We start from the raw sequence: 19,658 nt of genomic DNA, 5'->3' as shown, positions 1-19,658 counted from the left end.
AAAGCGAGGCCGCTATGTCCCTGTTGCCGGCCATCCTGTTGATGTTCCTGCTTTTGTGGAACACAGCGGCCGGCGCCCTGACCCTGACAGATGAGGAAAAAGCCTGGTTGGCTGCCCATCCGCAGTTGAGCCTGGGTGTAGACGCCTCTTGGCCACCGTTCGAGTTTCGCGACCAGGAGGGCCGGTACCAGGGATTGGCCGCCGATTACATCGCCACCATCCAGCAACGCCTGGAGGTGACGCTCAAACCGGTCGAACCGCGCAGTTGGACCGAAGTGTTGGCGATGGCGCGGGAAAACCGCATCGACCTGCTGCCCGGCATCATGTCCACCCCCGAACGCCAAGGCTACCTGGCCTTCACCCGCCCGTACCTCGATTTCCCCATCGTCATCCTCGCCCATAAAGGCGCTGCACAGCCGCGCAACCTCGACGAGCTGTACGGCCTGAAGGTTGCCGTGGTGGAGAACTACGCCCCGCACGAATTGCTGCGCACGCACCACCCAGACCTCAACCTGGTGGCCCTGCCCAATGTCAGCTCGACGTTGCAGGCCCTGGCCACCGACCAGGTGGACGCCGTGGTCGGTGACCTTGCCTCGAGTATCTGGAGCCTGCGCCAGCTGAAGCTCGATGGCCTCTACGTCAGTGGCGAAACCCCCTACCGCTACCAGCTGGCCATGGCCGTGCCCCGTGACAAGCAGGTACTGGTCGGCATTCTGGACAAGGTGATCGCCGACATGAGCAGCGGCGAAGTCAGCCAGATCCAGCAACGCTGGGTGGGCAATGTGGTCGACCAACGGCTGTTCTGGTCTGACATGCTGATGTATGGCCTGCCGGCAGTTCTGGTATTGATGGCGGTACTGGCGGTGGTCATCCGCATCAACCGCCGCCTCAGCTCGGAGATCTCCCGGCGCATCGCCCTCGAACAGGAGCTGCGCAGCAGCGAATATCGCTACCGCAGCCTGGTCGAGAGCCTGTCCGCCATTGCCTGGGAGGCCGACGCCAACGACTTCATCTACAGCTACGTTTCGCCGCACGCCGAGGACCTGCTGGGCTATCCCCTCAGCGAATGGCTCAAGCCCGGCTTCTGGCGCAGCATCCTGCACCCGGATGACGCCCTCTGGGCGCAGGCCTATTGCGACAGCGAAACGGCGGCTGGGCGTGACCACAGCCTGGATTATCGGGTGATCCGCGCCGATGGCCAGCCGCTGTGGGTGCGCAACATCGTCAGCATGATCGAGCACGGCCACAAACCGGTGATGCGCGGGCTGATGATCGACATCAGCGAGACCAAGCGCACCGAGAACGCCCTGCGCCTGTCGGAACAGAAGTTCGCCTCGGTGTTCCAGCAGTGCCCGGACATCCTGCTGATCGCCCGCCACAGCGACGGCTGCCTGCTGGAGGTGAACGAAGCCTTCGAAGAGCAGATCGGCCTGGCCCCGGACCAGGTCATTGGCCGTACGGCCACCGACCTGAACCTGTGGGGCGTCGAAGGTACCGGCCCGCGCCTGCTCGAACGCCTGCACCAGGGCGGTATCCGCAACCTGGAGATGAGCTTCCGGCGCAGCAATGGCCAACTGTTCACCGGCCTGACCTCGGCGGAAACCTTCGAGCTCGACGGCACCCCGGCGCTGGTGGTGGCGGTGCGCGACATCAGCCAGCTCAAGGAAACCCAGGAGCAGCTGCAAACCTCGGAAGAAAAATTCGCCAAGGCTTTCCACGCCTCCCCCGACGGCCTGCTGTTGTCGCGCCAGACCGACGGCTTGCTGCTTGAAGTGAACGAGGGCTTCTGCCGCCTCACCGGCTACGACCTCAACCCGACCCTCGACCAGACCTCGCTGGACCTGGGCATCTGGGTCGACCTCAACGAACGCAAGCGCCTGGTCGAGCAGCTCAACCGCGACGGTTTCGTGCGTGACTTCACCTGCCACATTCGCCGCAGCGACGGACAGATCCGCCTTTGTGAGCTGTCCGCGCGGCCCCTGCCGATTGCCGGTGTAGATTGCATGCTGACCATCGCTCGCGATATCACCGAGCGCCACCTGATGCAGGAAAAGCTGCAACTGGCTGCCACCGTGTTCGAGAACACTGCCGAAGGGGTGCTGATCACCGACATCGACCAGCGCATCAGTGCGGTCAACCGCGCCTTCACCGAAATCACCGGTTACAGCGAGAGCGAGGCGCTTGGCCAGACCCCACGCCTGCTCGCCTCCGGCCAGCACGACAGCGCCTTCTATGCAGCCATGTGGCACCAGCTGACCGACGAAGGCCACTGGCAAGGCGAGATCTACAACAAACGCAAGAACGGCGAGCTGTACCCCGGCTGGCTGACCATCAGCGCCGTGCGCAACAGCGAGCGCGAGATCACCCACTTCGTCGCGGTGTTCGCCGACATCTCCAGCCTCAAGCACGCCCAGGCCAAGCTGGACTACCAGGCCCACCACGACCCGCTCACCGGGCTGCCAAACCGCACCCTGTTCGAAAGCCGCCTGCAGGCCGTGCTCACCAGTGAACAGGAGTCCAACCGCCAGGGCGCGGTATTGTTCCTCGACCTCGACCGCTTCAAGCACATCAACGACAGCCTCGGGCACCCGGTCGGCGACCTGCTGCTCAAGGGCATCGCCCAACGCTTGAAGGAGCAGGTACGCGACGTCGACACCGTAGCCCGCCTGGGCGGTGACGAATTCATCATCCTGCTGCCGGGCCTGCACAAACCCAGCGACGCCAGCACCATCGCCAACAAGCTGCTGGCCTGCTTCAACGCGCCGTTCCAGGCCGGCGAGCATGAGTTCTTCACCAGCGCCAGCATCGGCATCAGCCTTTATCCACAGGACGGCACCGACGTTTCCACATTGATTCGCAACGCCGACGCGGCGATGTACCGTTCCAAGGCCAAAGGCCGCAACCGCGTCGAAGCCTATACCCTCGACCTTACTGCCCAAGCCAGCGAACGCATTGCCCTGGAGCACGAGCTGCGCCGCGCCATCGAGCGTAACGAAATGAGCCTGTGCTTCCAGCCCAAGCTCAGCCTCAGGACCCAGAGCCTGGTGGGTGCCGAAGCATTGATCCGCTGGAGCCACCCGACCTTTGGTGAAGTGCCGCCGGAACATTTCATCCACCTGGCGGAAGAAAACGGCACCATTCTGCAGCTTGGCGATTGGGTACTGGAGCAGGCCTGCCGCCAGATACAGGCCTGGAAGCAGCATTACGAGCCCTTCGGCCCGCTGTCGATCAACCTCGCCGGCGCGCAGCTGCGCCACCCGCACCTGGCCCGGCGTATCGAACAGCTGCTCAGGCAATACCAGCTGCAGGCTGGCGACCTGCAGTTGGAAATAACCGAGAACTTCATCATGAGCCAGGCAGAAGAAGCCCTGGCCGTGCTGTACCAGTTGAAGAAACTGGGCGTGCAACTGGCCATTGACGACTTTGGCACCGGGTATTCCTCACTGAGCTATCTCAAGCGCCTGCCGCTGGACATTCTCAAGATCGACAAGTCGTTCATCCGCGGCCTGCCCGACGACCCGCACGATGCAGCCATAGCCCGGGCAATCATCGCCCTGGGCCGCAGCATGCAGCTGACCATCATTGCCGAAGGCGTGGAAAACCAGGCCCAGCAGCGTTTTCTGGCAGCTGAGGGGTGCGAGCAGATCCAGGGCTACATCGTCAGCCTGCCGCTGCCACCGGAGGAGTTTGCGGCAGGGTTCCTTCGCATAGCACTATCGGATCTTTCAGATGGCACAGGTGTGAAACCCTCGTTATAATCCGGCCACTTACTGAGGGCCTATAGCTCAGTCGGTTAGAGCAGAGGACTCATAATCCTTTGGTCCACGGTTCGAGTCCGTGTGGGCCCACCAGCTTGCAAGCCGCGCACTGCGCGGCTTTGTCGTTTCTGGCCCCTGCCATTTCCCGCCTCAATCACCTTTCACAATCTTTGGAAGTGTCCACAATTGTCCACGCATACCTGCCAGAGGGTTGAGATTGACCACATCGGCTAGATGCCCAACCAGAGCGCCATGATCGCGGCCCTGCCCGGGCTACGACCAGGTGCATCGATCAACCAGGGCGAGCGGGTGACCCACGTCGCGCTCGCCGACAACCAGAAGGCCATACGATGGAAGATGCAATCCGCCGCACAGTAGAGCGCCAATTCCCCGAAATCACGGGGTGATATCACCTGCCCCGCTTCGGGCGTGTCGTCGCGGTACCAGACGCCCCCCCAGGCGCAAGGTCTATGCGATGACTTCCGGCCACGCTTCGGTGTGGACGTACAGATTTTGCTGCCAGACGGCGAACCCGATCCCGCCCTGCCGATTCTCAACAACCTGCCTCTGCCAGCGCCTATGGGCGGCCAGGAGGCCGGTATGTTTGGCTTCCCCGAGGAAGGCACCACTGTCGTGGTGTCGTTCGCCTACGGCCTGCCGCACAAGCCCTTCATCAGATACTGCCGCACGGCCTGAGCCTTCCCCGGGTGCCAAAAGGAGACCAGGTTTGGCAGCACAGCGAGGCCTGCCAGCAACGCGTGGATGCGGACGGCAACTGGCTGCGCCAGACAGACGGCAAGATCCAGGACAAGGCAATCGAGCGGGAAGTGGAATCAATGTCCAATACCGAGCGGTACCAGAGCCACGCCAGGGAGGTAGATGGCCATTCGACAGAAGCCGTGGGGGGTATCAAGAAGATCGAAGCGCTGGGGGCGCTCAAGCTGCTGTCAGGTGGTACCGCCAGCCTGGCTGCTGTCGATGACTTGCACCAAGCCACGGGCCGCGATCTGAACCTGGTGGTGGGTCAGAAGCATAATGCGACAGTGGGTGGCGATATGCGGGAGCAGATTCAGGGCGTGCGAGAGAGCCTGACGAAGGTCAGCCAGCGCCTGCAGGCGCCCAAGACCTGGTTGGGATCAGAAGGGGTAAACGTGCTGAAGATACTTTGCGATCTTCTGGACATCGTCGAGCAGATGAACACCGCGCTGGCCGGGCACACCCACGGGCCAACTCCGGTACCGAGCAACGCCGGCGCATTCACTGCCGCCGGCGCGTCGACCAAGATGTTATTGGCTCAGTTGAAGCCGATCACCCAGTAATCAGAAGTTCAGGCGGAGCGCGGTGCGCCAGAGGTTCTTGAGTGGAGAACGCCAGTGCTTACGCCAGTTGCGTTCCCACCAGTCATCCTCATTCTTGACCACATCTTCCAGGTCGCTGCCCGCGACTGCGGCGGCATGCTGCCGGAACATCATCGGGAACACGCAGTGTTGCCGAATCCGATGCTTGAACATCACATCAACCGGCGTGCCATCGTATGGCGTCTCTGCCAGGACCCTGCAGCCCTCTCGGGACAGCACGTAGGCGTGTAGCGCAACAACTCGCCCCCTGGCGATGAACGGGAACCAGGTCAGCCAGGTCCGTCCCATCGAGTAGCCCAGGTGCAGGGCCTCGAATCGTCGTGTACGCATGAAGCGGTTGATCCAGCGAATCCTGGTGACGTTGAAGTCATACGGCTTCACGTCGTCTTCAAAGATCAGGACGCGCTCCAGGCCCTGGTTTAAAGCCATCTGAGCGATCTGCTGGTGAGATTCGTAGCATCCACGCTTCGGATCGTCTGCCTTCTGCACAACGTGGAAGATGACCTGGTTACCAATCCGCTTTCCAACGCTATCCCTGAACAGTTGACGCCTATCACTACGTGCCTCAAGCGAAATGCAATAGGCGGCGTCAACATCAAAACTGGCCCTGCTACCCATAATCCTTTCAACGTTCCTGTCATGTACTGGGTGGCTGCATATGGTACTACCGCACGCTGATATCACAAAGCCACTTTCCATTTCTGGCTGTTTCAGCAGGCATATTCATAGTTTGAGAGGGCGGTCAGCTATATTGGGGTCAAAATTCAAACTGCCATCAGCCTCGAAAGTGATATACGATAAGTGATCGTGTTCAATTTTTTGATAATTATCGTCATATCGTGCTTGGTAAAACTTGAAATCTGATCGCTTATAAACCTTACAGTGATCAGCAATCTTGCGAATCGCTCGAACTTTTACTTCGTCACTAGTATTTATACCAAATATCAAGCCTTTCAAGTCAAAGAAATTATAACCAACCGTCCTTTCTTCCCGTTCGAATGGATACCCAGCCATAATGATTCTGCATTCTGTCTCATTACCCCAATGAGCAGTCTTGGTAGTTACACTTTTTTCATACATAGCCCGATACGATGCATATCGTTGCCCATCGGCATTGGCAAGCCATTCTCCGCACTGACTTTTACGCTCTCCTTCAGAATACCAGTACGATAACGCCCATTCTTTCTGCTCATTATTTAGAGATGTAAAAAAATTCGCCGTAGTATATTCAGAATCATACCTCACTTTCATTAGAGGCATTTGACATTCCATATCTAGACGCCATTGATCATCGGGGCGACCGTAGTTAAATGCTTTAACGAAATCGGGAGGAAGTCTCTGAAACCTAAGAGTCTCGACTCCGCGGTGCAATTGTGACTCATACATCAAGCATATACCTTTGTGGTTGTCACCATAAGACCCCCATATTGCAGGATTAGAGCCACTCTCCATGAAGCAGACAACATACCAATGTGGATAGATCAAGTAGTCGAGTTGCTGCGCGAACTCTTCTGAGAAATTTACGAACACCCGCATCTGCCCAGCACTTAGAGGCTTATCCCTTAGAGCATTTCCCCTCAAGGCCTGCTGCTTGATTTTACTTTTAATCTCCTTGTAGCCATTAAGATCAGGATTACCACCAGCCGCTCTAATCTCTGCGGCACGCTGACCTGCAAAACGATAGAAACTATCTTTAACCAGCATATACCGATGAGAGTCAGACAATTGGTAACGCGTGGAGATACCATTAAATACGTGCATCAATACAATATTATGTATAGTCATCAGATGAACAATCAGCTCATATCTACTGACTTTTCTAGACGCGTCTACAATCGCTGAAAAATAATCGTTCAGCCCTTCATCGCGCTTTACAGCATCTAATATCCCCTCCAAGACCCCCCTTGGCTCAGCACCGTAGCTTTCCGGACGCAAGTTAATATAGGTAATTTCTCCATCACCTCCATTAACATACACATCGATTGTGGAAGAAAATAAAACAAGAGCGTAATGCTTTAACAAATTTCTCCAAACAACCAAATCGCCTTGAAAGAAGGTTTCTCGATGTCCTTCAAGAGGGTCATTCAACTCCTGTGGTGAAGCAAAGTAGACAGTGAGTTCGTCCAGCTCCCCTGAGCGGGCAGGGCTGTTCTCGGTAGCTGCTCGACCCAGCAGCCGATCTGCGCTTCGGAAACGATAGTACGTGCTCATAAATGATCCTTATCAAGCTGCTGCGCTTTGTTGGTAAATGACCGCAATCCGCTCTGGCATCCTGCCAAAGAATGCTGGGAGAGCTAAACCTATTTGATCGCAGAGCTTGAGCATAGAAATGCGCGAGCTGGTGCGTCAATAAACTCGCCCAGCCAAAAAAAATGAGGGTTAAAAATCACTTATCCCCCTCCCGCCGACGCGCTCTGCGTCGCGAAATAGTGCAAAGGCCAGCCCAGGTGCAAGCTAGCCCCGGAGCAGGCCCGGCGCGGGCCGCGTACAGGACAAGCGCATTGCACGCTGTGCAAAGAATTGAAGGTCTGTGCAGGCCGGTACAGCTGGATGTGTCCACAATGTGTCCACACCGAAATCGAATACCCTTCCCCAATAAGATCGAATATTCAATAAAATCAGGCACATCAAGGGTTTTGCCAATGGACACAGGTGATTTTTTCGGGCTCATAATCCTTTGGTCCACGGTTCGAGTCCGTGTGGGCCCACCAGCTACGACGAAGCCGCGCGATAGCGCGGCTTTTGCGTTTCTAGCCCCTGCAAAAAACGCACGGTGACTTTTGACGTAATTCACAACACGCCATAACCAAACAACTTGCCCAGAAAATAGACAGTGAGCCGAATAGCCGGCATTATCGGCTCATCATGTGAGCCGAATAGGCTCGTTAATCGGCTCAGCGAACCTTATGAACGACCCGCTCTGGATCTGGCAGCAGCCTGATTGGCCACACTTCAGCTGGCAAGCCGAAGCGCTTGCACCGCTGCTGCGCGCTTGCGGTCAGGCCGAGGGACGTTTGTTGGGCATGCTCGGCGCGGTGGGGAAGGACACCGAAGTGCAGAGCAGCCTGGATGCCATGCTGCAGAACATCATCACTTCTTCAGCCATCGAGGGTGAGCAGCTGAATGTCGGTTCGGTACGCTCATCACTGGCACGGCGCTTGGGGCTGAACGAAGAAGGTCGCACCACCTCACGCTCCGAAGGCCTGGCGGAACTCCTGCTCGATGCCACCCGTGCCCACCAACAACCGCTGGACGAACAGCGACTGTTCACCTGGCACCGTTGGCTATTCCCCAGCGATGAACAACTGCTGGCGCGACCGTTACACATCGGCGCACTGCGTGGCGATGAGCCGATGCAGGTCGTATCAGGCCGGATCGACCGCCCTACCGTACATTTCGAAGCTCCTCCTCGCGAAGGGCTGGAAGCGCAACTGGCAGAATTTCTCGCCTGGTTCGAGCGCAGCCGCAGCGAGGCTAGCCTTGACCCCTTTGTACGCGCCGGCATCGCTCATTTCTGGTTCGTTACCCTGCACCCTTTCGATGACGGCAACGGTCGCCTCACACGCGCCATCACCGACCTGGTATTGGCTCAAGGCGAGCAGCAGGCCATCCGCTTTTACGCCATGTCCGCAAGCATCCTCGATGACCGCACCGGTTACTACCGCATCCTCGAGGCCAGCCAGAAAGGCTCCCTGGACATCACCGCCTGGCTGCAATGGTTCCTCGCGACGTTGCTCAAAAGCTTGGAACAGGCCCTTGCCCGTATCGATCGCGTGCTGGCCAAGGCACGCTTCTGGCAGGTGCATCGCAGCCAGACGCTGTCGGTGGATCAGGTCAAAGTGCTCAATCGCCTGCTGGACGGTGGAGAGCGTGGTTTTGAAGATGGCATCAGCGCCGCTCAGTACCAAGCAGTGGCCAAGGTGTCCAAAGCCACCGCGACCCGTCACCTGAGCGATTTGCTGGAAAAGGGTTGTATCGAACGACTGCCCGGTGGCGGGCGCAGCACACGCTATCAAATAGCACGCTGAGCAGCTAAATCGCCCTCACCTGTCGCGCTGCTTCATCGTCGTAGGCCAATGGCTACGCCCGCGCCAAAAGAACGCGGAGGCGAACTTGACCCTCACGCTACGGGAGGCTTGACCATGCGTATGGTCAACCAAACGTGATGGGATGTAACGGCAATGATGAAACAGCAAGCCCTTCTCGAGGGTATTCCGCGCCGCCGGTCAGCGCTTACCATGGCCTTAGCACGTGCGGCCCACCAACTTCTCGATGAACCTAGGCTATTGCAGGACAGGCACGCGTTCGACGTACTGGGCAGCAACCTGGCACGGCAAACAGTCATCGACCCCTATGCCTACAATGCGCCAATGCTGCGTACGCTGCGCGCGGCAGTGGTCGCACGCAGCAAACTGGTGGAAGAGCGAGTGGCTCTTGCCATAAGCGCTGGGCTGCGTCAGGTCGTGATCCTCGGAGCCGGCCTGGACACGCTGTCCCTTCGCCTTCCCGAGAGCGTCAGATGCGTTGAGCTGGATCAGGCAGAGACCCAGCAATGGAAACTGGAGCGTTTGCAGGAGAGCGATGTCACGATCCCTTCCAACGTCGCCTTCGTTGCCGCAGACCTTGCGGAAGTTTCTTTGCCAGCAGTGCTCGATAAACATGGAATCGACCCGGAACGCCCGACCTTTTTCAGCTGCCTGGGCGTACTTCCCTACCTGGAAATCCCTGTCGCTTCGGCGGTGGTCCGCCAGGTTTCGCTTTATCCGCCCCAGAGCGAGATTGTGTTCGATGCGCGTGTTGCGCGCGGCTTGCTGTCACCGGTCGAGCAGTGGATGGACGATATGGCTGCACGCTCATTCGCAGCCGCAGGCGAGCCTTGGCTAAGCGCGTTTGACCCCGCCGAACTGAAAGCGATGCTCCTTTGCAGCGGGTTCTGCGAGGTGGAATGCCTGGATGCTGAAGCTGTCAACGCACGCTATTTCATGCGTCGGCGAGATGGCCTGCAGACTGTAGATGGCGGCTTGCGCCTGTACCGGGCTACCGTAGGTTAACGAGCATTCGAAACAGATTGGTGAGGAGATATTGCTGTGCGGCTAAAAGTCGGCGAACTTTCCAAGCGGTCGGGGCTTTCGGTACGCACGTTGCACCACTATGACAGCCTCGGGCTACTTAAACCGTCCGTTCGCTCCGATGCTGGCTATCGGCTTTATGGAGCGGCAGATATCCAAAGGCTCAGCAAAATACTGGCGCTTCGCGAGCTGGGCATTGCTCTTGACGAAATCCGCCAGCTCCTCGATGGAGGATTGCTTACCACTCCAGCTGTTCTGTCTGCCCAGCTGGCCCGTGTCGACGCTGAAATATCACGTCAACAGAAACTTCGTGCCGGCCTGGAACGTCTTCAACGAGCGTTACTTGAAGAAGATCCGTCTGAGGCGGCTTGCCTCAGTACGCTGGAAGCCATGGCGTTCTATCGCCAACATCTCAGAGAGGATGACTTAAGTTTGCCTTTGCTGGGAAGCAACGGAAAGTTTGCGGCTGCTTGGCAGGAGCATGTGGACGGTCTCAGGGCATTGTTTGAAAAGGGAGTGCCACCACGCGCGTCGGCGGCTCGCCGTGCGGCACGCGACTGGATAGCACTGTTGGAAAAAGACACGCGATCAAACGCCGGGACGTTCGTACGCGTGGACAATCTGCTTACTTCCCAGGGCCAGAACCTGCCGAATACGGGTTTTACTCCTCAACTTGGCGAGTACATCTTGAAAGCGTTCTGTGAGCACCGCCTGCTGATTTATCGCAGGCATCTCGCCCCCAACGCCTATAAGCACCTGCGACGCACCTACATCGATGTAATGCGGGAGTGGCCGCACCTGCTCGATAGGTTGGACGTCCTGCGCAACGCTCGTTGTCCAGCCAAGAACGCCGAGGTGCAGCGCGTGGCCAAATTGTGGATTGATATGCGACGCAGACTCGCGCTGGATGACGCTGCGCTTCAAACCATGCGCCACGCCGAAGCGTCCGAAGAGGAACTGCGGGTCGGCAGCTGGCTCCATCCTCGTCTGTTGACGTTTCTAGAGAAAGCCGTCGCCTCGGTCTCTGCAAGTGCGAATAGCCAAGCGCCCGACACATGACTCTTCATGGCACTAATCTGCCTGATGCCATGATCGAAGCAGGCAGTCGCGCTCGGATAAGCCGCTTGCAAGCCACAGAACACCAGCCTTGGCTTATCCCCCACCCGGCCGCATCTCAACCTGTCGCGGATTGTAGAACGTCATTCCGCCCGGAATATCCCGCGTAACCAGCGACATTGCCCCGATCACCACGTCGTCCCCGATGTCGATGTGGTCAGCAACGATACAGCTGTTGGCCCCCATGCTCACGTTGTCGCCAATGCGCAGCGCGTATTCCTGCAAGCCCAGGGTCTTGATGCCGATCGAGCAGTTCTGCCGAATGAAAAAATTCCGCCCGATGCTAACGTGCCGGGTGATGACCACGCCGGGCAGGTGCCCTATGCGCAGGCCGGGGGCGATCTGTGCGCCGATGTCGATGTCCACGGCGTACTTGAGATTGAGCCGTTGCTGCATGCGCCGCGCGTGACGCCGGAACACGCCGCCACGGGCACTGAAGTACTGGGCCAGGCGGAAGGCGAAGAGAAACCGTAGTTTGTTGTCCTTGCGTGCGCGACGCAGCACGTTGAACAGTAGACTGATGCGGCGTCCGGCCTTTTTCTTGTTGGAGACTTCCTGTCGCCAGCATTCGAATAGATGGTCGAGGTTCACAATCAGATTCCTGTTGGGTTTGCGCTGCTTCTCCCGAAGGCACAGCCGCTGGGCCAGCGTGGCCGGTGCCAGCCGTGTCGGCACGCTCGCTACGGCCACGCTTGCTCTGCTCGGCACGGGCTGGCTAGGCTAGCGGGCCAACCGTAGAGACTTGCCATGTCGGATTCCCGTTCCATCACGCTGGATGAAATCGATCGCCAGCTGATCGCCCTGCTGCAGATCAACGCCCGCGAAAGCGTCGCCACCCTCGCCCGCCAGCTGGGTATCGCCCGCACTACCGTCAACTCGCGCCTGGAGCGGCTGGAGAAAAACAAGGTCATCTCCGGCTATGGCGTGCGCCTGGGCCAGCGGGTATTGGGCGGCGGCCTGCAAGCGTATGTGGGGATCAAGGTGCAACCGCGCTCGGGCAAGGAGGTGGTGCGGCGCCTGAGTGCCATGGGGCAGGTGCAGCAGCTGTGTGCGGTAAGCGGCGAGTTCGACTATGTGGCCTGGTTGCGTACCGACTCGCCCGAACAGCTGGACCAGTTGCTCGACCAGATCGGCAGTGTCGACGGGGTGGAGAAGACTACCACATCGATCATCCTCAGCAGCAAGGTGGACCGCGGGCAGCCGCTCTGAGCGGGCTGGCACTCAGGCCTCCTGGGCGTCGAGCAGGCTGTCCAGGATCGCCGAAAGGCTTTCGGCGCAATGCTGCATCGCCCAGACCAGGTCGCGGCTGCGCTCGGGTGCATGGTGCTGGGCGTAGTCGGTGACGATCTGATCGAGGCCACGGGCCAGAAGGCAGGCGTGCACCAGAGCGTCTGCGGCGTCGATGCCGGGGCGGATGGCGAACAGCGGCGGGTGGCTGGATTCGCAGTTGCAGAAGGTTTTTTCGGCGGTGGGTTGCAGTTTTTCGGGTTGGCCTGAACCAAATTTCTTCACGATGCAATTTCCAAATTGAGTCTTGAGGAAACTGCCGGCCAACTCCTTCTCACGGGATATGGGCGGCAGCCATGCACGGGGTGAGAAACCGGCCAACTTGGAAATCCGGCCAGGCCGAAGCCTGCCCGCGCACAGCTGCCATGACACAAGCCTTGGTGCGAAGTTGGAGGATGGGTTCTCACACCCGCTCGCCCGAACAGCGGCGACCCAGTGAAGTTAACGATGAGGCGTTTCCCACGCAGCCAGACCGAGGCTATAGCTGGCGTAGGGTAATTCTTTGAATCTCGGTATGGGTGTAGGAATTGGCTGATCGGCGTCTTTCAAAACGCGCCACTAGGGGCTGGCCTTACGATTTGCAGGGCCTGTGCGATCGAGCGCCGCGCGGGCGGCGCTCGATCGCACAAACACCAAAAACCTTAAGACGAAAACCCGTCAAAAATAACAATCAAATAATCATTTCGACGAAAAAACCTACATTCAGACAACACAATAAGCCTTAATAACGAACACCCCACTCCCTAAAATGACCCCAGGCATCTCCTATACTCAGGCTCCGCTCCTCGCGCAGCCCCTCTGGCAAGGTCACTCCATGAACAAGAAAAACCGCCACCCCGCCGACGGCAAAAAGCCCATCACCATTTTCGGCCCGGACTTTCCCTTCGCCTTCGACGACTGGCTGGAACACCCCGCAGGCCTGGGCAGCATCCCGGCCGAGCGCCATGGCGAGGAAGTGGCCATCGTCGGCGCCGGCATCGCCGGGCTGGTGGCGGCCTACGAGCTGATGAAGCTGGGCCTCAAGCCGGTGGTGTACGAGGCCTCCAAACTGGGTGGCCGGCTGCGCTCGCAAGCCTTCAACGGTACCGACGGGGTCATCGCCGAACTGGGCGGCATGCGTTTCCCGGTGTCGTCCACCGCCTTCTACCACTATGTGGACAAGCTGGGCCTGGAAACCAAGCCCTTCCCCAACCCGCTGACCCCGGCCTCGGGCAGCACCGTGATCGACCTGGAAGGCCAGACCTACTACGCCGAAAAACCCGGTGACCTGCCCCAGCTGTTCCAGGAAGTGGCCGACGCCTGGGCCGACGCGCTGGAAAGCGGCGCCCAGTTCGCCGACATCCAGCAGGCCATCCGCGACCGTGACGTGCCGCGCCTGAAAGAGCTGTGGAACAAGCTGGTACCGCTGTGGGACGACCGCACCTTCTACGACTTCGTGGCCACCTCGCGCTCGTTCGCCAAGCTGAGCTTCCAGCACCGTGAAGTGTTCGGCCAGGTCGGCTTCGGCACCGGCGGCTGGGACTCGGATTTCCCCAACTCGATGCTGGAAATCTTCCGCGTGGTGATGACCAATTGCGACGACCATCAGCATCTGGTGGTCGGCGGGGTGGAGCAGGTGCCGCAAGGCATCTGGCGCCATGTGCCGGAGCGTTGCGTGCACTGGCCCGAAGGCACCAGCCTGAGCGCGCTGCATGGCGGCGCGCCACGTACCGGGGTCAAGCGCATCGCCCGCGCTGCCGACGGCCGCCTGGCGGTCACCGACAACTGGGGCGACACGCGGCACTACAGCGCCGTGCTCGCCACCTGCCAGACCTGGCTGCTGACCACCCAGATCGACTGCGAGGAATCGCTGTTCTCGCAAAAGATGTGGATGGCCCTGGACCGCACCCGCTACATGCAATCGTCGAAGACCTTCGTCATGGTCGACCGGCCATTCTGGAAGGACAAGGACCCGGAAACCGGCCGCGACCTGATGAGCATGACCCTCACCGACCGCCTCACCCGCGGCACCTACCTGTTCGACAACGGCGACGACAAGCCGGGGGTGATCTGCCTGTCCTACGCCTGGATGAGCGACGCCCTGAAAATGCTCCCGCACCCGGTGGAAAAACGCGTGCAACTGGCCCTGGACGCGCTGAAGAAGATCTACCCGAAGACCGACATCGCCGGGCATATCATCGGCGACCCGATCACCGTTTCCTGGGAAGCCGACCCGTACTTCCTCGGCGCCTTCAAGGGCGCGCTGCCAGGCCACTACCGCTACAACCAGCGCATGTATGCCCATTTCATGCAGCAAGACATGCCTGCCGAGCAGCGTGGCATCTTCATCGCCGGTGACGACGTGTCCTGGACCCCCGCCTGGGTCGAAGGCGCTGTGCAAACCTCGCTGAATGCGGTGTGGGGTATCATGAACCACTTCGGTGGTCGCACCCACCCGGAAAATCCTGGCCCAGGCGACGTGTTCAACGAAATCGGCCCGATCGCCCTGGCGGACTGAGACAAGGAGGCAGCATGCGCATCGCTCTGTTCCAGGGCGCGCCCAAGCCACTGGACGTGCCCGGCAACCTGCAACGCTTGCGCCACCAGGCGCAACTGGCGGCCGAACGCGGCGCCCGGTTGCTGGTATGCCCGGAAATGTTCCTGACCGGCTACAACATCGGCCTGGCCCAGGTCGAGCGCCTGGCCGAGGCCGACGATGGCCCGGCAGCCATGGAGGTAGTGGAGATCGCCCAGGCGCACCGCATCGCCATCGTCTATGGCTACCCGGAGCGCGGCGATGACGGCGCGATCTACAACAGCGTGCAGTTGATCGATGCACAGGGTCGCAGCCTGGGCAACTATCGCAAGACCCACCTGTTCGGCGAACTGGACCGCTCGATGTTCAGCGCAGGCCCCGACCACTTCCCCGTGGTGGAACTGGAGGGCTGGAAGGTCGGCCTGCTGATCTGTTACGACATCGAGTTCCCGGAGAATGCCCGCCGCCTGGCGCTGGACGGTGCCGAACTGATCCTGGTGCCGACGGCGAACATGGCGCCGTACGACTTTGTCTGCCAGGTGACCGTGCGAGCACGGGCACAGGAGAACCAGTGCTACCTGGTGTATGCCAACTACTGCGGTGCGGAAGGCGAGATCCACTATTGTGGGCAGAGCAGCATCATCGGCCCCGATGGCAGCCTGCTGGCGATGGCCGGGCATGACGAATGCCAGTTGCTGGCCGAGCTCGAACATGACCGGGTGGTGCAGGGACGGGCGGCATTCCCCTACCTGACCGATCTGCGTCAGGAGCTGCACCTGCGTAAAGGCTGAAGGCCCTTTCGCGGGCATGCATCCCACAGGACCGAGGCTTGCTCCGGACCTGAGGGGCTTACCCGCAAAGAGGCCGAGCCTGCCAGCAAATGGGTTAGCATGGCATGCAACAACCGGAGCCCCCATGCCTGACGCCACCCGCCACCTGAGCCTCGCCAACGGCCTGCAGCTGACCCTGCGCCACGCCCCGCGCCTGAAGCGGTCGGCCGCTGCCCTGCGGGTGCACGCGGGCAGCCACGATGCCCCGGGCAAATGGCCCGGCCTTGCGCATTTTCTGGAACACCTGTTCTTCCTCGGCCCCCCACGCTTCCCGCTTGAAGACGGCCTGATGCGCTACGTGCAGGCACTGGGCGGGCAAGTCAACGCCAGCACCCGGGAACGCACCACCGACTTTTTCTTCGAGGTGCCGCCCAGTGCCCTGGCAGGCGGGCTCGAGCGCTTGTGCCAGATGCTCGCCGAACCGGACCTGGGCATCGAGCGCCAACGTCGTGAACGCGAAGTGATCCATGCCGAGTTCATTGCCTGGTCACGCAACCCGCAAGCCCAGCAGCAGTTTGCCCTGCTGCAGGCGGTGGCGCCCGAGCATCCACTGGGTGCCTTTCATGCCGGCAACCGCTACACTCTGGCCTTGCACGACTCGGCCTTCCAGCAAGCGTTGCAGGGTTTTCACCAGCGCTTCTACCAGGGCGGCCAGGTTACCCTGAGCCTCTGCGGCCCGCAGCCGCTGGATGAACTGGAACTGCTCGGCCGCCAGCATGCCGCGCAGTTCACCGCGGGTGCACGTGTACCTCAGGCCCTGCCACCGCCGCTGGTGGCCGCGACCCTGCCGCGAGTGTTCAGCCACGCGCAGCTGCCTGCGGGCGCCGAGCAAGCCCTGGAACTGCTGATCAGCTGCCTTGGCGACAGCCGCCCGGGCACCTGGCTGGCGGCCCTTCGCCAGCGTGGCTGGCTGCGGGGTTTCAAGGCCGAGGCGCTGTATGCGTACGCCGGGCAATTGTTGTGGCATATCGACCTGCAGCTTACCGAGGACGCCTGCCGGGAAGAGGTCGATGCCCTGTTGCAGGGTTGGTTCGGCTTCCTCCGCCAGGCCGCGGCAGAGCCATTGAATGCCGAGTTCGAGTTGCTGCAGCAGAGCCGCGAACGCAGTGCCAGCGCCATTGAGCTGGCCCGCCGGGACAGTGCCGGCCAAGCGTTCGCCGGTTTGCCTGGGCAAGCCCTGCAGGCCTTCCGTGCCCTGCTGGCAGGCCTGCCGAGTCGCGTGCATGGGCACTGGCAGTTACCCGCTGGCGAGCCCTTGCTCCAGGCCGAACTGCCTGCTGCCAGGCCGCAACCGCTGCCAGCGGCACTGCAGATCAGCGACCAGCTCCCCGGTGCCCGCCAATACGCGGCGCTGTACCTGCGCTGGCAGGTTCCCCCAGCCGCAGGCCAACAGTTGTACCCGGTCCTCGAACGCACCTTGCAGCCACTGCAGGAGCGCTGCGCCCGCGTGGCAGTGCAGCTGCAGTTCAGTGCCGCTGGCGAATACTGGCAACTGCGCTGCGCCGGGTTACCGGCAGCGGTACTACGCACCGTGCAGCAGGCCTTGACGCTGCTGGTATCGCCACCGGCCGACAGCTGGCAGGCGTCCTCGCCGCCGCCTGCGGCACTGATCCCGCTCAGGGCCCTGCTCAAGCAACTACCCGACGCGGTGCTGGGGGCGCTGCCGGCGCCTGGTGCGCCCGGCACGCTGGCACAAGCCCAGCTCGACAGCCTGTGGCAGCAGGCGCGCTGGCATGGCCTGGCGGTCGGCTTCGACGAAACCGCCCTGAATGCATTGGCGACGGCGCTGCTGCATTGCCCCGGCCAAGGTTCGGCGCCGGGTCCACTACCGGCCTGGGCCAACCACCGCTGGCAACAGGTCGACGCCCCCGGCAGTGAACATGCCCTGCTGCTGTTCTGCCCCTTGCCGGCGGCGATGGAAGCCGCTGGCCGCTTGCTCGCCCAAGCGCTGCAAGGGCCGGTTTATCAACGGCTGCGGGTAGAACTGCAGCTCGGCTATGCGGTATTCAGTGCCTTTCGTCAGGTCGAAGGGGTCGGCGGCCTGCTGTTCGGCGTGCAGTCGCCGCACACCAGCCAGGCGCAGATACTCGAACACCTGCTCACTTTGCTACGCCAGGGCGTTACCTTCGATCCGGCCGCTCGCCAGGCACTGGCCGGGCAATTCGCGGAACCTGCGATGGCCAACGAGGACGTTGCCGAATGGGCATGGCAGACATGCCTGGCCACGCAAGCTGGTGGGCTGGATGCGCTGCGCAGGGCGATTATGGGTACCCAGCAGGCGGATCTGGATGACCTGCTGGACCACCTGCTCGGCAACGACAGCAGGTGGCTGTGCCTGGCCAACGCCGCCGCGCCAGATGGCGCCTGGTTGACCGCGACCGCGTGATTATTACGCCAGCTGCAAGGACACTTTGCTAATAATTAACCTTTCGGTACACCTATTTCTTGTAAGATAGCGCAATCTCGATCCAAGGGAACCTCCAGCCCATGGCGGTACCCTAGTATTAGCTGACAAACCCAACCCTCATCCGGAAGGAGTAATTCCATGTGGACCAAACCTGCTTACACTGATCTTCGCATCGGCTTCGAAGTCACCATGTACTTCGCCAACCGCTAAGCCTGGCTTAGGGTTCAACGCCTCGGCCTGCCGGGGCGTTTTCGTTTATTCGCTACGGTTTTCTGCATAGAGAGTGGCCATGTATATCCAGGTTCTCGGTTCCGCCGCCGGTGGCGGGTTCCCTCAGTGGAACTGCAACTGCGTCAACTGCAAGGGCTACCGTGACGGCACCTTGCGGGCCACGGCACGCACCCAGTCGTCCATTGCCCTGTCGGACGACGGCGTGCACTGGGTACTGTGCAATGCCTCGCCCGATATCCGCGCCCAGCTCCAGGCCTTTGCGCCGATGCAACCGGCCCGCGCCCTGCGTGACACCGGCATCAACGCCATCGTGCTGCTGGACAGCCAGATCGACCACACCACCGGCCTGCTCAGCCTGCGCGAAGGCTGCCCGCACCAGGTATGGTGCACCGACATGGTCCACCAGGACCTGACCACCGGTTTTCCGCTGTTCAACATGCTCAGCCACTGGAACGGCGGCCTGCAATGGAACCGCATCGAACTGCAAGGCAGCTTCGTGATCGACGCCTGCCCCAACCTGCGCTTCACCCCGTTCCCCCTGCGCAGCGCCGCACCGCCCTACTCGCCGCACCGCTTCGACCCGCACCCGGGCGACAACCTTGGCTTGCTGGTCGAGGACACCCGCACCGGCGGCAAGCTGTTCTACGCCCCAGGCCTGGGCCAGGTGGACGACAAGCTGCTGAAGATGATGGACGGCGCCGACTGCCTGCTGGTCGACGGCACCCTGTGGGAAGATGACGAGATGCAGCGCCGTGGCGTAGGCACCCGTACCGGGCGTGAAATGGGCCACCTGGCGCAGAACGGTCCTGGCGGCATGCTGGAGGTGCTCGAGGGCTTCCCGCGCCAGCGCAAGGTACTTATCCACATCAACAACACCAACCCGATTCTCGACGAAGACTCGCCCGAGCGTGCCGAAGTGCTGCGCCGGGGTGTGGAAGTGGCCTTCGACGGAATGAGTATCGAGTTGTAAGCACAGCCCTTGAGGTGACACAAACCCTGTGGGAGCGGGCATGCCCGCGAAAAATCCGACACGGTGTATGGCACCGGCTTCGCCGGTGTTCGCGGGCATGCCCGCTCCCACAGGGGG

At 60.7% G+C, this 19,658-nt stretch carries 14 protein-coding genes, 1 tRNA gene and 1 pseudogene; 12 read left to right on the top strand and 4 right to left on the bottom strand.

Going from position 1 to position 19,658, the window contains the following annotated elements:
* Positions 1-14: 14 nt before the first annotated feature.
* The 3 genes and pseudogenes from HG549_RS01950 to HG549_RS01940 all read left to right on the top strand — a co-directional run bounded on the left by HG549_RS01950 (position 15) and on the right by HG549_RS01940 (position 5,077).
* Complete coding sequence (locus HG549_RS01950) at positions 15-3,758, top strand: EAL domain-containing protein (RefSeq protein WP_170027939.1); 3,744 nt, start codon at positions 15-17, stop codon at positions 3,756-3,758.
* 16 nt (positions 3,759-3,774) lie between these two features.
* Positions 3,775-3,851, top strand: a tRNA-Ile gene (locus HG549_RS01945).
* A 257-nt stretch (positions 3,852-4,108) separates the two neighbouring features.
* A pseudogene (locus tag HG549_RS01940) lies at positions 4,109-5,077 on the top strand (hypothetical protein).
* On the opposite strand, the gene HG549_RS01935 reads toward HG549_RS01940, so the two are convergent.
* Both HG549_RS01935 and HG549_RS01930 read right to left on the bottom strand, forming a co-directional pair.
* Positions 5,078-5,734, bottom strand: coding sequence for a hypothetical protein (locus HG549_RS01935; protein WP_170027938.1), 657 nt, complete (start codon positions 5,732-5,734; stop codon positions 5,078-5,080).
* Between the two features lie 105 nt (positions 5,735-5,839).
* Positions 5,840-7,327, bottom strand: coding sequence for a DUF2971 domain-containing protein (locus HG549_RS01930; protein ID WP_170027937.1), 1,488 nt, complete (start codon positions 7,325-7,327; stop codon positions 5,840-5,842).
* 695 nt (positions 7,328-8,022) lie between these two features.
* Between HG549_RS01930 and HG549_RS01925 the strand changes: the two genes are divergently transcribed.
* From HG549_RS01925 to HG549_RS01915, 3 genes are all read left to right on the top strand, one after another.
* Positions 8,023-9,144, top strand: a complete 1,122-nt coding sequence (locus tag HG549_RS01925; RefSeq protein ID WP_170027936.1) for a Fic family protein — start codon at positions 8,023-8,025, stop codon at positions 9,142-9,144.
* A gap of 153 nt (positions 9,145-9,297) precedes the next feature.
* Entirely contained in the window at positions 9,298-10,167 is an 870-nt protein-coding gene (locus HG549_RS01920; protein WP_170027935.1) for an SAM-dependent methyltransferase, read from the top strand.
* A gap of 36 nt (positions 10,168-10,203) precedes the next feature.
* Positions 10,204-11,244 (top strand): MerR family transcriptional regulator, encoded by a 1,041-nt coding sequence (locus HG549_RS01915; RefSeq protein ID WP_170027934.1) that lies wholly within the window; start codon positions 10,204-10,206, stop codon positions 11,242-11,244.
* A gap of 93 nt (positions 11,245-11,337) precedes the next feature.
* Here the strand turns inward: HG549_RS01915 and HG549_RS01910 are convergent, their stop codons facing one another.
* Positions 11,338-11,892 (bottom strand): serine acetyltransferase, encoded by a 555-nt coding sequence (locus HG549_RS01910; RefSeq protein ID WP_170034008.1) that lies wholly within the window; start codon positions 11,890-11,892, stop codon positions 11,338-11,340.
* A 156-nt stretch (positions 11,893-12,048) separates the two neighbouring features.
* On the opposite strand from HG549_RS01910, the gene HG549_RS01905 reads away from it, so the two are divergent.
* Positions 12,049-12,510 (top strand): Lrp/AsnC family transcriptional regulator, encoded by a 462-nt coding sequence (locus HG549_RS01905; RefSeq protein WP_112251518.1) that lies wholly within the window; start codon positions 12,049-12,051, stop codon positions 12,508-12,510.
* A gap of 12 nt (positions 12,511-12,522) precedes the next feature.
* Here the strand turns inward: HG549_RS01905 and HG549_RS01900 are convergent, their stop codons facing one another.
* Entirely contained in the window at positions 12,523-12,813 is a 291-nt protein-coding gene (locus HG549_RS01900) for a hypothetical protein (RefSeq protein WP_170027933.1), read from the bottom strand.
* Positions 12,814-13,402: 589 nt separating this feature from the next.
* Here HG549_RS01900 and HG549_RS01895 point away from each other — a divergent pair.
* From HG549_RS01895 to pqqB, 5 genes are all read left to right on the top strand, one after another.
* On the top strand, positions 13,403-15,085 hold the full coding sequence (locus HG549_RS01895; protein WP_170027932.1) for an NAD(P)/FAD-dependent oxidoreductase: 1,683 nt from the start codon (positions 13,403-13,405) through the stop codon (positions 15,083-15,085).
* Positions 15,086-15,099: 14 nt separating this feature from the next.
* A complete protein-coding gene (locus tag HG549_RS01890) occupies positions 15,100-15,894 on the top strand; it encodes a carbon-nitrogen hydrolase family protein (protein ID WP_170027931.1) in 795 nt (264 codons plus the stop codon).
* A gap of 124 nt (positions 15,895-16,018) precedes the next feature.
* Positions 16,019-18,319 carry a pyrroloquinoline quinone biosynthesis protein PqqF gene (pqqF, locus tag HG549_RS01885; RefSeq protein WP_170027930.1) on the top strand — a complete coding sequence of 767 codons (2,301 nt, stop codon included), beginning with the start codon at positions 16,019-16,021 and terminating at the stop codon, positions 18,317-18,319.
* Positions 18,320-18,478: 159 nt separating this feature from the next.
* Positions 18,479-18,550, top strand: coding sequence for a pyrroloquinoline quinone precursor peptide PqqA (gene pqqA / locus HG549_RS01880; protein WP_003243383.1), 72 nt, complete (start codon positions 18,479-18,481; stop codon positions 18,548-18,550).
* 79 nt (positions 18,551-18,629) lie between these two features.
* Complete coding sequence (gene pqqB, locus HG549_RS01875; RefSeq protein ID WP_170027929.1) at positions 18,630-19,541, top strand: pyrroloquinoline quinone biosynthesis protein PqqB; 912 nt, start codon at positions 18,630-18,632, stop codon at positions 19,539-19,541.
* Positions 19,542-19,658: the final 117 nt, after the last annotated feature.

Origin of the sequence: Pseudomonas sp. SK (assembly GCF_012975065.1) — a bacterium.
Classification (GTDB): Bacteria; Pseudomonadota; Gammaproteobacteria; order Pseudomonadales; family Pseudomonadaceae; genus Aquipseudomonas; species Aquipseudomonas anuradhapurensis.
Note: the sequence above shows the minus strand (reverse complement) of the source record. Positions and strands in the feature narration are given on the sequence as shown.